This is a genomic window from Ideonella lacteola (assembly GCF_038066555.1).
Classification (GTDB): Bacteria; Pseudomonadota; Gammaproteobacteria; order Burkholderiales; family Burkholderiaceae_C; genus Ideonella; species Ideonella lacteola.
The window spans coordinates 1-15,043 of the sequence record NZ_JBBUTG010000002.1; the positions used below are offsets into that span (position 1 = coordinate 1).

A 15,043-nucleotide genomic window follows, 5' to 3' on the forward strand; every position below is an offset into this window, starting at 1 on the left:
GGCCGTCCAGGGCGCATGGCGGCGTTGCCCAACTTGCCCAGGCACCAGCCTGGGCGGCGTCGGGCGCCTTGCCCTGCATCCCTGGACAACCCGTTCGCACGGGGCTGCGTCGTGTGAACACGCCCTGACCCCGAGCCTCCCCGGGCGCCCGGGCTCACCCTGGCATCAATACCAATTGAGATACCAATAGATACCAATAAGATACCTGCCAGGCGAGCGAAGGCTCAGCGCCCCCTGAACCCGTCTGTGTCTTCTGCCCCGTCTGCCCCCACACCCTGGAGCCTTCGATGACGATGCATCTGCCCCTGCCCACCCGCCTCAGCACGGCACTGGGCCGTGCCCTGTCCTCGGCCTTGTCCTGCGCGCTGCTGCCGACCGTGGTGTCGCTCGGCGGCGCGGCCCTGTGGATGCCTGCCGCGCAGGCCCAGTCGTACAACAGCGGGGGCAGCGTGCCCGGCTGGCCATCGTTCATCGCCATGGGCGCGATCGGCGGCCCCAACATCACGCCGCCCACAGGCAACTCGCATGGGGGCAACGACGACTTCGGCGGCCGGCCGGTCGACGTGGTGTTCAAGTACGCCGGCGTCAATGGCAATGGCGATCCGGGCGTGATCGACCCGCCGACCAATGCCTGGCGCATGACGAACGACCTCACCACGCTGAGCCAGATCAACGCGCACCCGATGCGGGTGGCCATCGTCGAATACACCGCGCAAATGAGCGGCGGCTTCAACACCGACGACTTCACCAACGGCCCGCCCGGTCAGGCCTCGGGCACTCCCACCGCCAGCTACCTGATGGGCCGGCACCTGTCGTCACTGGCGGCCGACGCGCAGATGCTGGCCACCTACCCGGTCAAGTGGAACGGTGAGTTGTTCCAGGGCTCGCTGCTGATGAACCCCGATCTGCTCGGCGCCATCCAGCAAAACGGCTACATCGGCACGGTCAACGCCGCCTTGCCCGCCGGCGCGGTGGACACCGCCATCGCCCAGGCACTGTGCTTGATGACCACCTCGCGCAGCTACACCAACCACTCGAACCCCAACGGCCTGCCCTCGGCCCCCTATCTGGGCAAGACCTACACAGGCACGCCAGTGCAGATCCTGCAGGCGCTGCTGGCCGACACCTACCCTGTCTGGAGCATCGACAGCCAGGGCGATGCCTACTGGAACACCGCCATCAACAACCAGACCTCGGGCTCGACAAAGAGCCAGGTGGGGCAATGGTTCGACGCGTGCGTGGCCAACCCGGCGTACGACCGCGCCAAGTACCGCCCGCCCGTCTTCCCCGCCGGGTTCGATGGCTGGGTGCAGGCCAACAACTGGCTCATCCGTGCCCTGGCCCCGAACGACAGCGTCACCTTCGGCTGGCAAGAGAACCTGTGGGCCGCCGGCAGCGGCTTCTGGCCCCACCAGACCTTGACGAACAAGCAGGTCGCGTCGACCTTCTCGACCCCCGTGACCAACTGGCTCAAGGCCAACGCACCGAGCGCCATGGCCCGCGGCGGTGCCACGGGCGTGCATTTCGTGCTGTTCGATCGCTACGAGATGGACGACAGCGCCGCCCCGGGCGCGGCCACGCTGTACAACGCCCGCTCATGGGACAACGTGCTCACCGCCGTGGGCCAGGTGAGCAAGAACTTCAAGAACCTGCCGGTGATGCTGTGGCAACTGCCCGGATCCCACCTGCCCAACACCAAGGAGCCGCAGCCCCAACTGTTCCAGGACACCCCGGGCGCCTACGTGTTCAGCACCGCCCCGGTCTACTTCTTCGGCGATGCCAACCTGACGAGCGACCTCTCCAACCTCATCCATGGCCCCGCTGGCGGCAGCACCAACACGGCTGTGGGCAACTACAAGCTCGATTGCAGCGCCTTCGCCTACCACTGCCTGAACGCCAACGACACCTACGGCCAATACCTGCGCCAGTACAAAGGCCTGCCCAACAACTACGACTGGAGCAAGCCGCACGGCAAGCTGGCGCTGGCGGCGAAGAAGAACGTGTTCGCCATCCTCTGGGGCGGTGGCAACACCACCAACGTGATCAAGAACTTCAGCAACTCGGACGACCACGGCTGGCTGGCGGGCAAGATCCAGCAGTACTACACCAACCCCACGCCCGTCGTGTTGCATTGAACGGGGGGCAACAGCCACCGATGCATGCCACCAACGGCCTGGGTGGATGTGCACAACGGCATACCGCGTGAGCGGCCTGACCTGGTCTGGCGAGGGATCTGACGCTTCTTGACATTCATCTGAATCGTGGGCCCATAACGTGCTTGCTCCACGCAGCGGCCGCCCGTGCGGGCCGCGTTGTCGACGACCCACCCCACGATCCAGATGAACACTTCTCTCGCTCGCCTGCCGGTGGCCCTGGCCGCCCTCCTCCTCGCTTCGGCTGCGGCCCAGGCCGCGCCCGGCACCTTCACGCCGTTCAGCGACATCCCGATGTTCGGCCTGTACGCCACCGACGCGCCGCCCTACACACCGCCCGCCGGCGTGCTGATGAAGAACAACGGCACGCGCTACATCACCAAGCTCACCTCGGCCCAGCGCGCGCTGATCGGCAGCGATCTGAAGGCCCGCATCACCTACCACGCCCAGTGCGACAACTACGACCGCCTGGGCGCGATGTTCCTCATCGTCAAGCGGCCGGGCGAAGACCCACTGGACACCGACCCGATCGTTGAAGTGGCCCGTTGGGTGACCCCCTTCAGCGACTTCTGGCAAGGCGCCAAGGCCACCTACACCTTCCCCGAAGCCGACCTGGCCCCGTTCTCGGGCCTGATGCGCAACCGCAATGTCGACGTCTGGCTGGGCATCGACGGTGGTTCGAACCCCTACACCGGCGACCCCTGCACCAACAAGGACGTGACGCCCGAGTTCCGCGTGGTCGGCTTCCGCTACACCGTGGACCTAGTGTCGACCCAACCCGGCAAGGCCAGCAAAGGCCTGCCCTCGATGCCCGTGCCGATGAGCGACTACACCAGCGTGCCGGTTGCGGGCAGCGCCACCTCCAAGCGCACGGGCGGCGGCACCGCGGTGGTCATCGTCAGCGGCCACGGCTCGGCCAGCGGCGGCGATGAATACAAGCACACCGTGGACACCCTCACCGTCAACGGCGCCGCCGTGGGCAGCTTCAGCACCCAGGCCATGTGCGCCGCCTATCGCAAGTACAGCCCCGACGGCAACCCATTCATCTTCCTCAACAACGGCGGCAGCAACCCACGCAACTGGTGCCCCGGCGCCCTCATCCCGGCCCACAGCTTCCGCGTCACGCTCGGCGCCGAAAACACCGTGAGCCTCGACATGGACGACCCCCGCGTGCCCGACGGCTCGTACTACCGCACGTCGATCACGCTGCTGCCTGACTGAGGCAGGGGACGGGTGCCGCCAACCGCGGCACCCGGGCCACTTTGCGGCCCACTTTGCAGCCCATTTGGGGCCCACTTGGAGGCCCTCGTGTCGACCCGCTCAGGCCGCCAACATCCGCCAGCGCCGCTCCAGCACCACGATCGTGACGAGGTAGACCCCGACGATCACCGCGGGGATCAGGGTGAGGCGGTGTTGGGGGAAGGCGAGCCAGGCGGTCAGCACGAGCAGCGTGCGCAGCACGGTGTGGAAGACACCGACCCCATGCTGGATGACCCACGACAACGGCAGCCACATGAGGCCGGTGAGGATGCCCACGCTGAGCGGCACGGAAGAGCTGTCGCACATGGCGAACGGAATGGCGATCGAATAGACCAGCACGGCCATGCCGACAGTCGACATGAACAGGGCATCGAACGGGTTCTTCGGCCGTGAGCGGTCCATGAAGTGCTCGCCGGTGAACCGCGAGATCAGCATGCCGAGGTAGGCGATGCAGCCGGTGGCGATGTAGAGCACCAAGGTGGCCTGGGCCGGCGGCAACGTGGCACCTGCCACGCCCACCACCACCCAGGCCAGCGTGCCGGCCAGCGGCATGGCCAGAAAGCGGCGGCGCGCGAATTCGGCACGGTGGGCATCGAGACTGATGGCCTGACCATCAGCCCCGGTCGATGACGAGTTGCCTGAGGGTGCCAGGGCTGGCGGGATGGCGTTCAAGGCGATGGCGGTGGTGGCAGCGGGGGTGTTCATGGCCGCCACCTTAGCCAGCGCAACCCCATCAGCCGCTGACCAGACGACGGCCAGCCAGCCCATGCGATGAATCGACGGCAGCGCGGCTGGGTGGTCGAGATTCCGACGGGCTGATGAACCGATCAGCCGGCCCGCCGATACCGCTACGAGACTCTGCAGGGGTCGTCGCGCACCCAGGCCTGGCCGGTCAGCAGATCCAGCTCGGCGCTTCGGCACTGGTTGCGGGCCTCGTCGACGGTGGCGTGGCCTTGCAGCGTGGGATGGCCGGGCGTGCAGGGCTTGGCGCAGTGCTGCCGCAGCTGCCCGAATTCGCTGCGCTGCGGCTTCAGGCCGCCCAGCTCTTGCACCAGGCGTTCTTGCGCCAACGCCTCGGTGGCGAAGGCAGGCTTCGCGGAGAGATCGTGTTTCTGCAGTTGAGCGGGCCCCACCCGTGCATCGGCCGCACGCAAGATCTCTGAGGGCAGCCACAGCCGATCGCGCGCCAGGTTCAGGTGGCGGTACTCGTCGGTCGAGCTGTACAAGGTGAGCACCAGTTCATCGTGGGTGGCGACGCGGGCCCAGCCATAGGCCACGGTGTAGTTCACCCGCCAGGCCAGGCCGCTGTTCCAGCCACATTCCACCTCGTGCCCCTGCACCTCGACGCGCTGCGCCATCTCGGCCGCGTTGATGCCGTGGCGCCGCAAGAACTCGTCGCGCCACAGCGCCAGCCAGCCGGCCTGCTGGGTCTTGGCGGCCGCACACAGCGTGGTGCGCATCGCGCCCGCCGCAGCGCCTTCGTCAGCAGCCAACGCTGGCCGGTGGACGATGCCCGCCACAGCGGCCACCGCCAGGCCAGCGGCCCACCACACCGGCCGGCGGGGCGCCGGATCGTTCGAATGCATGGGTTCGCCCCGCATGTGTTCTTTCACCGTTCGGCACCTCATCGCGACAGGACGGGCTTCAGCGCCACGCCGGTGTGCGTCCCCGCGCGCACCACCTGCTCGGGCGTGCCGGCGCACACCACGCGGCCACCGGCGGCGCCGCCTTCGGGGCCCAGGTCGACCACCCAGTCGGCCTCTGCGATCACATCGAGATCGTGTTCGATGACCACCACCGAGTGGCCGCCATCCACCAGCCGGTGCAGCACGTGGATGAGCTTTTCCACGTCGGCCATGTGCAAGCCCACCGTCGGCTCGTCGAGTACATACAGCGTGTGTGGCGGCTTCTGGCCGCGGCGGGTGACGTCGTCACGCACCTTGCTCAGCTCGGTGACGAGCTTGATGCGCTGCGCCTCGCCGCCGCTGAGGGTGGGTGAGGGTTGGCCCAGCGTGAGGTAGCCGAGGCCCACGTCTTTGAGCAACTGCAGCGGGTGGGCGATGGACGGCATGCTGGCGAAGAAGTCCACCGCCTCGTCGACCTCCATGTTCAGCACATCGCCGATGCTCTTGCCGCGCCAGCTCACCGCCAGCGTCTCGGCATTGAAGCGCTGGCCGTGGCACACGTCGCACGGCACCTTCACATCGGGCAGGAAGCTCATCTCGATGGTGCGCATGCCCTGCCCTTCACACGCGGGGCAGCGGCCCTGGCCGGTGTTGAAGCTGAAGCGGGCCGCGGCATAGCCACGGGCCTTGGCCTCGAGCGTCTCGGTGAAGAGCTTGCGGATCGCGTCCCAGAAGCCGATGTAGGTGGCCGGGCAGGAGCGCGGCGTCTTGCCGATGGGCGTCTGGTCGACTTCGAGCACGCGATCGACCGTGCCCCAGCCATGGAGTGCGCTGCATCCGGCGAGGGTGAACTCGCGCGGGGCACCCCGGCCCTTGGCGGCCACCGCCGTGGCCACGTTGGCCAGCAGCACATCGCGCGCCAGCGTGGACTTGCCCGAGCCGGACACGCCGGTCACCGCCACCAGCCGCTGCAGCGGAACGTCGACGTCAACCTGCTGCAGGTTGTGCAGCTTCGCACCGCGAAGCTCCAGCATCGGCGTGGTTGGCGTCACCGCGCGGCGCTCATGCAGCGGGTGTTTCAGCGGAGTGGCCAGGAAGCGGCCGGTGAGTGAATCGGGGTGTGCCGCCAGTTCAGCCGCCGTGCCCTGGGCGATCAGGCGGCCACCGCGGCGGCCGGCACCGGGGCCGATGTCGATGATGTGGTCGGCGCGACGGATGGTGTCTTCATCGTGCTCGACGACCACCAGCGTGTTGCCCTTGTCGCCCAGCTTGTGCAGCGCGTTGAGCAGGATGCCGTTGTCGCGCGGGTGCAGGCCGATGGTGGGCTCGTCGAGCACGTAGCACACCCCTTGCAGGTTGCTGCCCAGCTGCGCGGCCAGCCGGATGCGCTGCGCCTCGCCACCCGAGAGCGTGGGGGCGGCACGGTCCAGCGTCAGGTAGCCCAGGCCCACCTCTTCCAGGAACTCGAGCCGGTTGCGGATCTCGGTGATCACGTCGCGTGCGATGCCGGCCTCGCGGCCCACCAGTTTCAGGCCGTCGACCCAGGCACGGGTATCGCGCACCGACCACTGCGCCACCTCGTGGATGCCCAGCGCCGCGAAGGTCACCGCGCGCGAGCTGGGGTTCAGGCGGGCGCCTTCGCAATCGGGGCACGGCTCGCCGGCCACGCCTTCGACCTCGGGCTCTTCACTCGGGAAGCTCTGCTCGCGGCCCTTGTTGTCGTCGTCGCGTTTGCTGTCGTCGAAGGCCTGGCGTTGTTCGCGCGTCAGCGTGAGGCCGGTGCCCACGCAGGTGGTGCACCAGCCATGCTTGCTGTTGTAGCTGAACATGCGCGGGTCCAGCTCGGCATAGCTGGTGCCGCAGACCGGGCAGGCCCGCTTGGTGGAGAACACCGTCACCTGGCCGATGCGCGCGGTGCTGCCGCCAGCGGCCATCGTGCCGGCCAGGCCATCGAGCGGGTGCAGCAGGTGCAGCACGCCCTTGCCGATGTCCAGCGCCTGCCCGAGCAGCGCACGCAGCTCGGCCTCGTTGTCGGCCCGCACGATCAGGTCGCCGACCGGCAGCTCAAGCGTGTGCTCTTTGAACCGGTCGAGACGCGGCCAGGGGTCGACGGGCAGGAACTCGCCGTCCACGCGCAGGTGGGTGTGGCCACGCGCCTTGGCCCACTTGGCCAGATCGGTGTAGACACCCTTGCGATTGACGACCAGCGGCGCCAGCAGGCCCACATGCTGGCCGGCGTGGTCGCGCAACAGTTGGGCGGCGATGCTCTCGGCGCTCTGCGGCATCACCGGCGCGCCGTCTTTCACGCAGTGCTGCAGGCCCAGCTTGACCCACAGCAGGCGCAGGAAGTGCCAGACCTCGGTGGTGGTGGCCACCGTGCTCTTGCGGCCACCGCGCGACAGCCGCTGCTCGATCGCCACGGTGGGCGGAATGCCCCAGACGGCATCCACCTCCGGCCGGCCCGCCGGTTGCACGATGCTGCGGGCGTACGCGTTGAGCGATTCGAGGTAGCGCCGCTGGCCCTCGTTGAACAGGATGTCGAAGGCGAGCGTGGACTTGCCTGAGCCGGACACGCCGGTGACCACGCTGAACTTGCCGCGCGGGATGTCGACCGACATCGACTTCAGGTTGTGCTCGCGGGCATTGACGATGCGGATCGCGTCGTCTTCCAGGCGGTGCTCGCGGATCTTGCGGCCGAGGTAGGCCCCCTCGGGGTGCAACTTCTCGCTCACGCCCAGCGCACAGTCGTAGTCGCGCAAGGCCTTGCCAGTGTGCGACGAGGCATGGGCGCGGATGTCCTCGGGCGTGCCGAGGGCCACGACCTCGCCACCGGCGTCGCCACCCTCGGGCCCGAGGTCGATCAGCCAATCTGCCGCGCGGATCACGTCGAGGTTGTGCTCGATCACCAGCAGCGAGTGGCCCGCGTCCAGCAGCTTGCGCAGCGCGCGCATCAGCTTGGCGATGTCGTCGAAGTGCAGGCCGGTGGTGGGCTCGTCGAAGATGAAGAGCTGGCCCTTCTTGGCCACCGCCTGCTTGGGCGACGAGGCGGCTTCGGCGAGGAAGCCGGCCAGCTTCAGGCGCTGCGCTTCGCCGCCCGAGAGCGTGGGCACCGGCTGGCCCAGGCGCACGTAATCGAGGCCGACGTCGACGATGGGCTGCAAGGTGCGCACCACCTCGCGATCGTGGGCGAAGAGTTGCACGGCCTCGCTGACCGTCAGCTCCAGCGTGTCGGCGATGCTGAGCTGCCGGTCGCCCCGGATGATCTTCACATCGAGGATCTCGGCGCGATAGCGGCGGCCGTCGCAATCGGGGCAGCGCAGGTACACGTCCGACAGGAACTGCATTTCAACGTGCTCGAAGCCCGAGCCGCCGCAGGTGGGGCAGCGGCCATCACCGGCGTTGAAGCTGAACATGCCCGCGGTGTAGCTGCGCTCTTGCGCCAGCGGCGCCACGGCAAACAGCTTGCGAATCTCATCGAACGCGCCCACGTAGCTGGCGGGGTTCGAGCGCGCGGTCTTGCCGATGGGGCTTTGGTCGACGAAGACGGCACCGGCCAGGTGGTCCATGCCCAGCAACCGGTCGTGCTCGCCGGGTGCCTCGGTGGCCTCGCCAAAGTGGCGCGCCAGCGCGGGCACGAGCACATCCTGCACCAGCGTGGACTTGCCGGAGCCGGAGACGCCGGTCACCACCGTCAGCCGCTGCAGCGGGAACTCGACCGAGATGTTCTTCAGGTTGTGTTCGCGGGCACCTTCGAGCAGCAGCCGCGGCGTGCCCTCGTCGACGAAGCGCTTGAAGCCCATGCCTACGCTCTTGCGGGCGCCCAGGTAGGCGCCGGTGAGCGTGTCGGCCGAGCGGGCGGCCGCGGGCGAGCCATCGAACACGATCTGCCCGCCGCGCTCGCCGGGGCCGGGGCCCATGTCGATCAGCCGGTCGGCGGCCAACATCACCGCAGGGTCGTGCTCGACCACGACCAGCGTGTTGCCCGCATCGCGCAGGCGGTGCATGGCTTCGACGATGCGGTTCATGTCGCGCGGGTGCAGGCCGATCGAGGGCTCGTCCAGCACGAACATGGTGTTCACCAGCGAGGTGCCGAGCGCGGTGGTGAGGTTGATGCGCTGCACCTCGCCCCCACTGAGCGTGCGGCTTTGTCGATCGAGCGTGAGGTAGCCCAGGCCCACGTCGCACAGGTACTTGATGCGGGTGCGCACCTCGTCCAGCAGCAGCTTCAGAGCATCGTCGCGCAAGGCGTCCGGCAAGGTGAGCTGGTCGAAGAAGGTGCGCAGCCGGGTGATCGGCAGCAGCATCAGATCGTGCAGGCACAGGCCCGGCAGCGCTTCGAGCTGCGCGCGCGACCAGCCCACGCCTTGCGGCAGGAAGCGCCGTGAGGGCGCCAGCACCGCATCCGCCTCTTTCTGGCCGCCGAGCCGCCACAGCAGGGATTCGAGCTTCAACCGCGCGCCGCCACAGGTGGTGCAGGGGGTGTAGCTGCGGTACTTGGACAAGAGCACCCGGATGTGCATCTTGTACGCCTTGCTTTCGAGGTACTCGAAGAAGCGGCGCACGCCGTACCACTGCTTGTTCCAGTTGCCGTTCCAGTGGGGCGAGCCGTCGATGACCCAGCTGCGTTGCGCGGCGTTGAGCTGGTTCCACGGCGTGTCGCGCGGGATGCCGGCCTCGCCGGCGTACTTCATCAGGTCGTCCTGGCACTCTTTCCAGGCCGGCGTCTGCAGCGGCTTGATCGCGCCGCCGCGCAGCGTCTTGCGTTCGTCGGGGATCACCAGGCCGAAGTCGACACCGATGACCCGGCCGAAGCCGCGGCAGGTGTCGCACGCCCCGTAGGCCGAATTGAACGAGAACAGGGCCGGTTGCGGCTCGCCATAGCGGCGATCGCTCTCGGGGCAGTGCAAGCCGGTGGAGTAGCGCCACAGCTCGTCCGCGCGAGCCTGCTCGGGCGATGCGGCCGGCGCCGCTTCGAGCGCATACACCGACAGCCTTCCGCCGCCGCGCTTGAGGCCCAGCTCGATGGCTTCCATCACCCGCACCCGCTCGGCCGTTGAGAAGCGGAACCTGTCGGCCACCGCATCCAGCAGCTTGCGATCACCCGAGGTGCGTTCGGCCTGCACCCGGGTGAAGCCACTGGCCGCCAGCCATTGCTCCACTTCCTCAGCGGTCGTGTTGGCCGGCAGTTCCACCGGGAAGGTGACGACCAGGCGCGGGTCACCCGCCGCGGCCGCCCTCGCCTGCAGATCGGCGTAGATGGTCTCGGGGGTGTCGTGGCGCACCCGCAGCGCGGTGTCGGCATCAAACAGCTCGGCGGCCCGGGCGTAGAGAAGCTTCAGGTGGTCGTTCAGCTCGGTCATCGTGCCGACGGTCGAGCGGCTGGTACGCACCGGGTTGGTCTGGTCGATGGCGATGGCCGGCGGCACGCCGTCAACCTTGTCGACCGCGGGCCGATCCATGCGATCGAGGAACTGGCGGGCGTAAGCCGAGAAGGTTTCCACATAACGCCGCTGGCCTTCGGCGTAAAGCGTGTCGAAAACCAGGCTGGACTTGCCTGAACCCGAGGGGCCGGTGACCACCGTCATCTCGCCCGTGCGGATGTCCAGGTCCAGGTTCTTCAGGTTGTGCTGGCGCGCACCGCGGATTTGGATGGTTCCGGAGGACATGGACAACAGGAGACGAGGCTCGGACGAGGTGGAACCCTCTATGTTGGCATGCAGAATTGGCCCCCGCTGTCGCGGGGGGAAACGTGCAATAGGTCTCGTTCGAAGACCGTTCCGCACCTGACTGTCACGAACAGCCACCCCTGGCTATTCACAGAATGAAACACCCTTGCATTGCGGAGTTGTCGATGAGTTCGTGGATTCGTCAGGCCAGCCAGGCGGCATGCCTGCTGGCCTTCTTGGGAACGGCGGTCAATGCCGTGGCCCAGATCAAGATCGGCCAGACCGCCGGCTTCAGCGGCCCGGTCGCCGCCGGCGTGAAAGAGGTGGGCGACGGTGCCAAGCTGTACATCGACTCGGTGAACAAGGCGGGCGGTGTCGCTGGGCAGCAGATTGAGCTGATCGCGCTGGACGACAAGTTCGAGCCCACCTTGGCCGCCGAAAACGCGAAGAAGCTCATCGACCAGGGCGTGGTGGCCCTGTTCCTCACCCGCGGCACGCCGCACACCCAGGCGGTGATGCCGCTGCTGCTGCAGTACAAGGTGCCGCTGATCGCCCCATCGACTGGTGCGATGGCGCTGCACCAACCGGTGCACCCCTGGCTCTTCAATGTGCGCGCCACCTACCAGCGCGAAGCCGAGCGGGCCATTCGCCACCTGAGCCTGATCGGCATCGATCGCATCGCGCTGGTGCAGGTGGACGATTCGTTCGGCGCCGACGCCGCGACGGGCGCCCTGGCCGGTTTCACCGCAGTCAGCAAGCACCCGGTGGTGCACGAAAAGTTCGATCGCAACAAGCCCGACATGGCGCCGGTGATCCCGAAGGTCATCAAGGCGGATGCCCAGGCCGTCCTCTTCATCGGCTCCGGCAACATGGTGGCCGATGGCGTGAAGCTGCTGCGCTCGGCCGGCTCACGCGCCCAGGTGGTGACGCTGTCCAACAACGCGTCGGCTGGTTTCGTCAAATCGCTCGGCGACAACGCCCGCGGCACGGTGGTGAGCCAGGTCTTCCCGTATGAGCGCTCGCTGTCGGCCCCGATCGTGAAAGACGCGATCGACCAGGCCCACGCGGCCGGCATCAATGAAGTGACACCCGCCATGCTCGAGGGCTACACCGCCGCCAAGGTGCTGGTGGAGGGCCTGCGCCGCGCGGCGCCGAACATCACCCGAGAGCGCCTGCGCTCGGCCCTCGAGAGCTTCAAGCGGGTTGACCTGGGTGGCCTGGAGCTGAGCTACAGCCCCACCGACCACAGCGGCCTCGACTACGCCGACCTGTCGATCGTGGGCGAAGACGGGCGCTTCAAGCGCTGACCGAACCGGCCGGCGACGACGCCTGGTCGAAGCGCCACTCGAACGCCACGCCACGGGTGCGGCCAGACAGGCGGTGGGCCAGCGTACGGAAGTTGACCACCAGCCGCACCTCGTCGTCACCGGCATGCCAGCGCATGGCCAGCGTGTCGGCCTCGCTGGCCAGCAGCTCGAAGCTGCCGTTGAAGGCCGGGTGCCGGTTGCGCAGGCGTATCAGCTCCAGCAGACGCTGCACCACCGGCCGCGTCAGCGCCACATCGATGTCATCTCGATCGAAGTGGCTGCGGTTGATGTCGCGGCCAACGCCGGTTCGGCTCAGCAGCGCCATGTCGTTTTCGCCGGCCAGCAGGCCGACGTAGTAGACCTGGGGCACGCCCGGCAGGAAGAACTGGATCGCACGGGCCAACAGATAGGCCTGGTCGTCGCGCGCCAGCGCGTCGTAGAAGGTGCAGTTGACCTGGTAGAGATCGAGGTTCGAGGCCGCCGCACCGGTGGCCCGCCGGCTGTGGCCCCGGCTGTTGACGTGGATGCGTTCAACCAGTTGATCCAGTTCGGCATCGGGCACCAGGCCGGGGTGCCCGGCGCGGTCGGCCGAGTCGGCACCGATGTCGATGATGCCGATGCCGTCGTGGGTGTCGAGCACGGTCAGCGCATTGCGCGGGCGGATGCCGATCCATCGCTTGAGCGGCTCGGCCGTGTGAAAGCTGAAGGCGTGCAGCACCAGTGGTGGCAGCGCAAAGTCGTAGACCCAGTCGACTGCGCGGGCGATCTCGATCTGCCGCTGGTGGTAGGCGTGGATCTCGACCAGCACCTCAATGCCGCGCGCCTTGGCCATGGCCGCGAATTCGCCGATGAAATCAAACGTCTCGGGCATCATGAAGCAGCTGTGGCCAGGCTTCTTGATCGCATAGCCCACCGCGTCCAGCCTCACCATGCTGACTTTCGCGTCGGCCAGCGTCTGCAGGATGCCCCCGAGATACGCTTGCCCGCCAGGGTGACGCACGTCGATGTCGATCTGTTGTGGCGTGAAGGTCGTCCACAGGATCTTGCGTTGGCCGTCACGCAGCGTGGCGGTGGTGAATGGCATGCCCGGGCGCGGACGGTAGATCGTCAGCAGATCACGCTCGGTGGCGCCCTGCGGAAACACGGCATCAAAGGTGAGGAACAGGCCCGCATAGGCCGAGTGGTCGCCGTGCTCGACATAGTCGCGGAACTGGGGCGATTCGCTCGACATGTGGTTGACGATCACGTCGGCCATCACGTCCACATCCTGCGCCAGGGCCTGCACGTCGCCCCAATCCCCCAGCCGCTCATCGACGCGGGTGTGGTCGATGGGGTCGAAGCCAGCGTCGGCGCCATCGATCTTGTGGAAGAACGGCAGCAGGTGGACGCCACCAAAAAGCCCTGCCAAGGGCGCGAACGGCCCGGCCAGCAATGCGCGCAAGTCACGCAGGCCGCCGCCACCCAGGCGGTCGACATAGGTGATGAGTTGAACCTGGTTTTTCATGAAGTGTGTCGGGAAGTCGGCACGCGCAGCACCGCGACGGCGGCAGCCAGCAGCAGCACGCCGGCCAGGCGGATGACGTTGTCGGGTTGGCCACCCAGCCACGCCTGGTAGTACAGCGGCAGCGTCAGCATCTGCAGCAGCATCGGGATCACGATGAACATGTTGAAGATGCCCATGTAGACCCCGGCCCGCTCCGGCGGGATGCTGCCGGCCAGCAGCACATACGGGTTGCCCATGATGCTGGCCCAGGCGAGGCCCACGCCCACCATCGGCAGGAAGAGCCAGGCTTTGTCATGGATGGCGGGCAGCGCCCACATGCCGACGCCGGCGGCGACGAGGCAGATCGCATGCATCACATGCGCGCCGAAGCGCCGGGTGAAGGGCACCAGTGCGAACGCGGCAACGAAGGCCACGGCGTTGTAGAAACCGCCGATTTGGCCGTTGAGCAGGCTGGCCTCGCGAAAGCCGGCGGAGGTGGCGTCGGCCGTGCCGAACATCGTCTTGGCCAGCGAAGGGACGATGTAGATCCAGTAGCACATCATCCCGTACCACTGGAACAGCTTCATCCACCACAGGCGGCGCATTTCTGGCGGCATGTCGCGCAGGGCCTCGGCGATTTCGCGAAGCGTGCCGCCAATGCCGCCTGGCTTGGAGCGGATGATGCGCAACTCGCTCTCGGTGAGCGGCAGCTCGGGGACGCGGCGCACCGACCAGTAGACGGTGGTGAACGACAGCACCGCCCCGATCACGAAAGCCACCATCGTCGACACGGGGATGTGGCTGCCCATCGTGGCGTCACGGTCGAGGCCCCACCACACGAGCAGCGATGGGCTGAGGTAGGCCAGCGTCTGCGCCAGGCCCGTGAAGGCGCTCTGGGTGAGAAAGCCAAGCGCGTGCTGGTCTCTCGGCAGCCGGTCGCTGACATATGCCCGGTAGGGCTCCATGGTCACGTTGTTGGCCGCGTCGAGGATCCACAGCAGGCCGGCCGCAAACCACAGCGCCGGGCTGAAGGGCATGAACAGCAGACCGATGCTGCACAGGATGGCGCCGATGAGGAAGTACGGCGTGCGCCGACCCCAGCGCGACACCGTGCGGTCGCTCATCGCACCGATGATGGGCTGCACCAGCAACCCGGTCATCGGTCCGGCGAGCCACAGCAACGGCAGGCTGGCTTCATCGGCCCCCAGCGTGCGGTAGATCGGGCTCATGTTCGCTTGCTGCAGGCCGAAGCTGAACTGGATGCCGAAGAAGCCGACATTCATGTTCACGATCTGCGAGAAGCTGAGCCTGGGAAGTGGCTTGCCCATTCGTGGAGGTGGATGACAGAAGAAAGATCAGGGCGCCGGGGCGGTGGCCCCGCCACGGCGCCCCACGTCGACCGCAGAGGGCTTAGGGCGTGTTCTCACGACGCAGCCCCGTGCGAACGGGTTGTCCAGGGATGCAGGGCAAGGCGCCCGACGCCGCCCAGGCTGGTGCCTGGGCAAGTTGGGCAACGCCGCCATGCGCCCTGGACGGCCCGTTCCCGCAG

The 15,043-nt window shown here is 67.6% G+C and carries 8 protein-coding genes; 3 read left to right on the forward strand and 5 right to left on the reverse strand.

The window, feature by feature from the left end; all coding sequences use genetic code 11:
* Positions 1 to 287 precede the first annotated feature (287 nt).
* Both AACH06_RS03505 and AACH06_RS03510 read left to right on the forward strand, forming a co-directional pair.
* Complete coding sequence (locus AACH06_RS03505) at positions 288 to 2,135, forward strand: hypothetical protein (protein WP_341424235.1); 1,848 nt, start codon at positions 288 to 290, stop codon at positions 2,133 to 2,135.
* Positions 2,136 to 2,339: 204 nt separating this feature from the next.
* On the forward strand, positions 2,340 to 3,374 hold the full coding sequence (locus AACH06_RS03510) for a peptide-N-glycosidase F-related protein (protein ID WP_341424236.1): 1,035 nt from the start codon (positions 2,340 to 2,342) through the stop codon (positions 3,372 to 3,374).
* Between the two features lie 99 nt (positions 3,375 to 3,473).
* On the opposite strand, the gene AACH06_RS03515 is transcribed toward AACH06_RS03510, so the two are convergent.
* The 3 genes from AACH06_RS03515 to uvrA form a co-directional block, all read right to left on the reverse strand.
* Complete coding sequence (locus AACH06_RS03515) at positions 3,474 to 4,118, reverse strand: DUF7010 family protein (RefSeq protein WP_341424237.1); 645 nt, start codon at positions 4,116 to 4,118, stop codon at positions 3,474 to 3,476.
* 143 nt (positions 4,119 to 4,261) lie between these two features.
* The gene (locus AACH06_RS03520) at positions 4,262 to 4,999 is read right to left on the reverse strand and encodes a hypothetical protein (RefSeq protein WP_341424238.1); all 738 of its coding nucleotides are present in this window, start codon (positions 4,997 to 4,999) and stop codon (positions 4,262 to 4,264) included.
* Between the two features lie 38 nt (positions 5,000 to 5,037).
* Positions 5,038 to 10,704, reverse strand: coding sequence for an excinuclease ABC subunit UvrA (uvrA, locus tag AACH06_RS03525; protein ID WP_341424239.1), 5,667 nt, complete (start codon positions 10,702 to 10,704; stop codon positions 5,038 to 5,040).
* Positions 10,705 to 10,889: 185 nt separating this feature from the next.
* Here uvrA and AACH06_RS03530 point away from each other — a divergent pair, with 185 nt between their 5' ends.
* Positions 10,890 to 12,011, forward strand: coding sequence for an ABC transporter substrate-binding protein (locus AACH06_RS03530; RefSeq protein ID WP_341424240.1), 1,122 nt, complete (start codon positions 10,890 to 10,892; stop codon positions 12,009 to 12,011).
* On the opposite strand, the gene gtfA is transcribed toward AACH06_RS03530, so the two are convergent.
* Together gtfA and AACH06_RS03540 are read right to left on the reverse strand one after the other, a co-directional pair.
* On the reverse strand, positions 12,001 to 13,515 hold the full coding sequence (gtfA, locus tag AACH06_RS03535; protein WP_341424241.1) for a sucrose phosphorylase: 1,515 nt from the start codon (positions 13,513 to 13,515) through the stop codon (positions 12,001 to 12,003). The two genes, AACH06_RS03530 and gtfA, sit on opposite strands and share 11 nt — an antisense overlap.
* A complete protein-coding gene (locus AACH06_RS03540) occupies positions 13,512 to 14,822 on the reverse strand; it encodes an MFS transporter (RefSeq protein ID WP_341424243.1) in 1,311 nt (436 codons plus the stop codon). The genes gtfA and AACH06_RS03540 overlap by 4 nt, the downstream gene beginning before the upstream one ends.
* Positions 14,823 to 15,043: the final 221 nt, after the last annotated feature.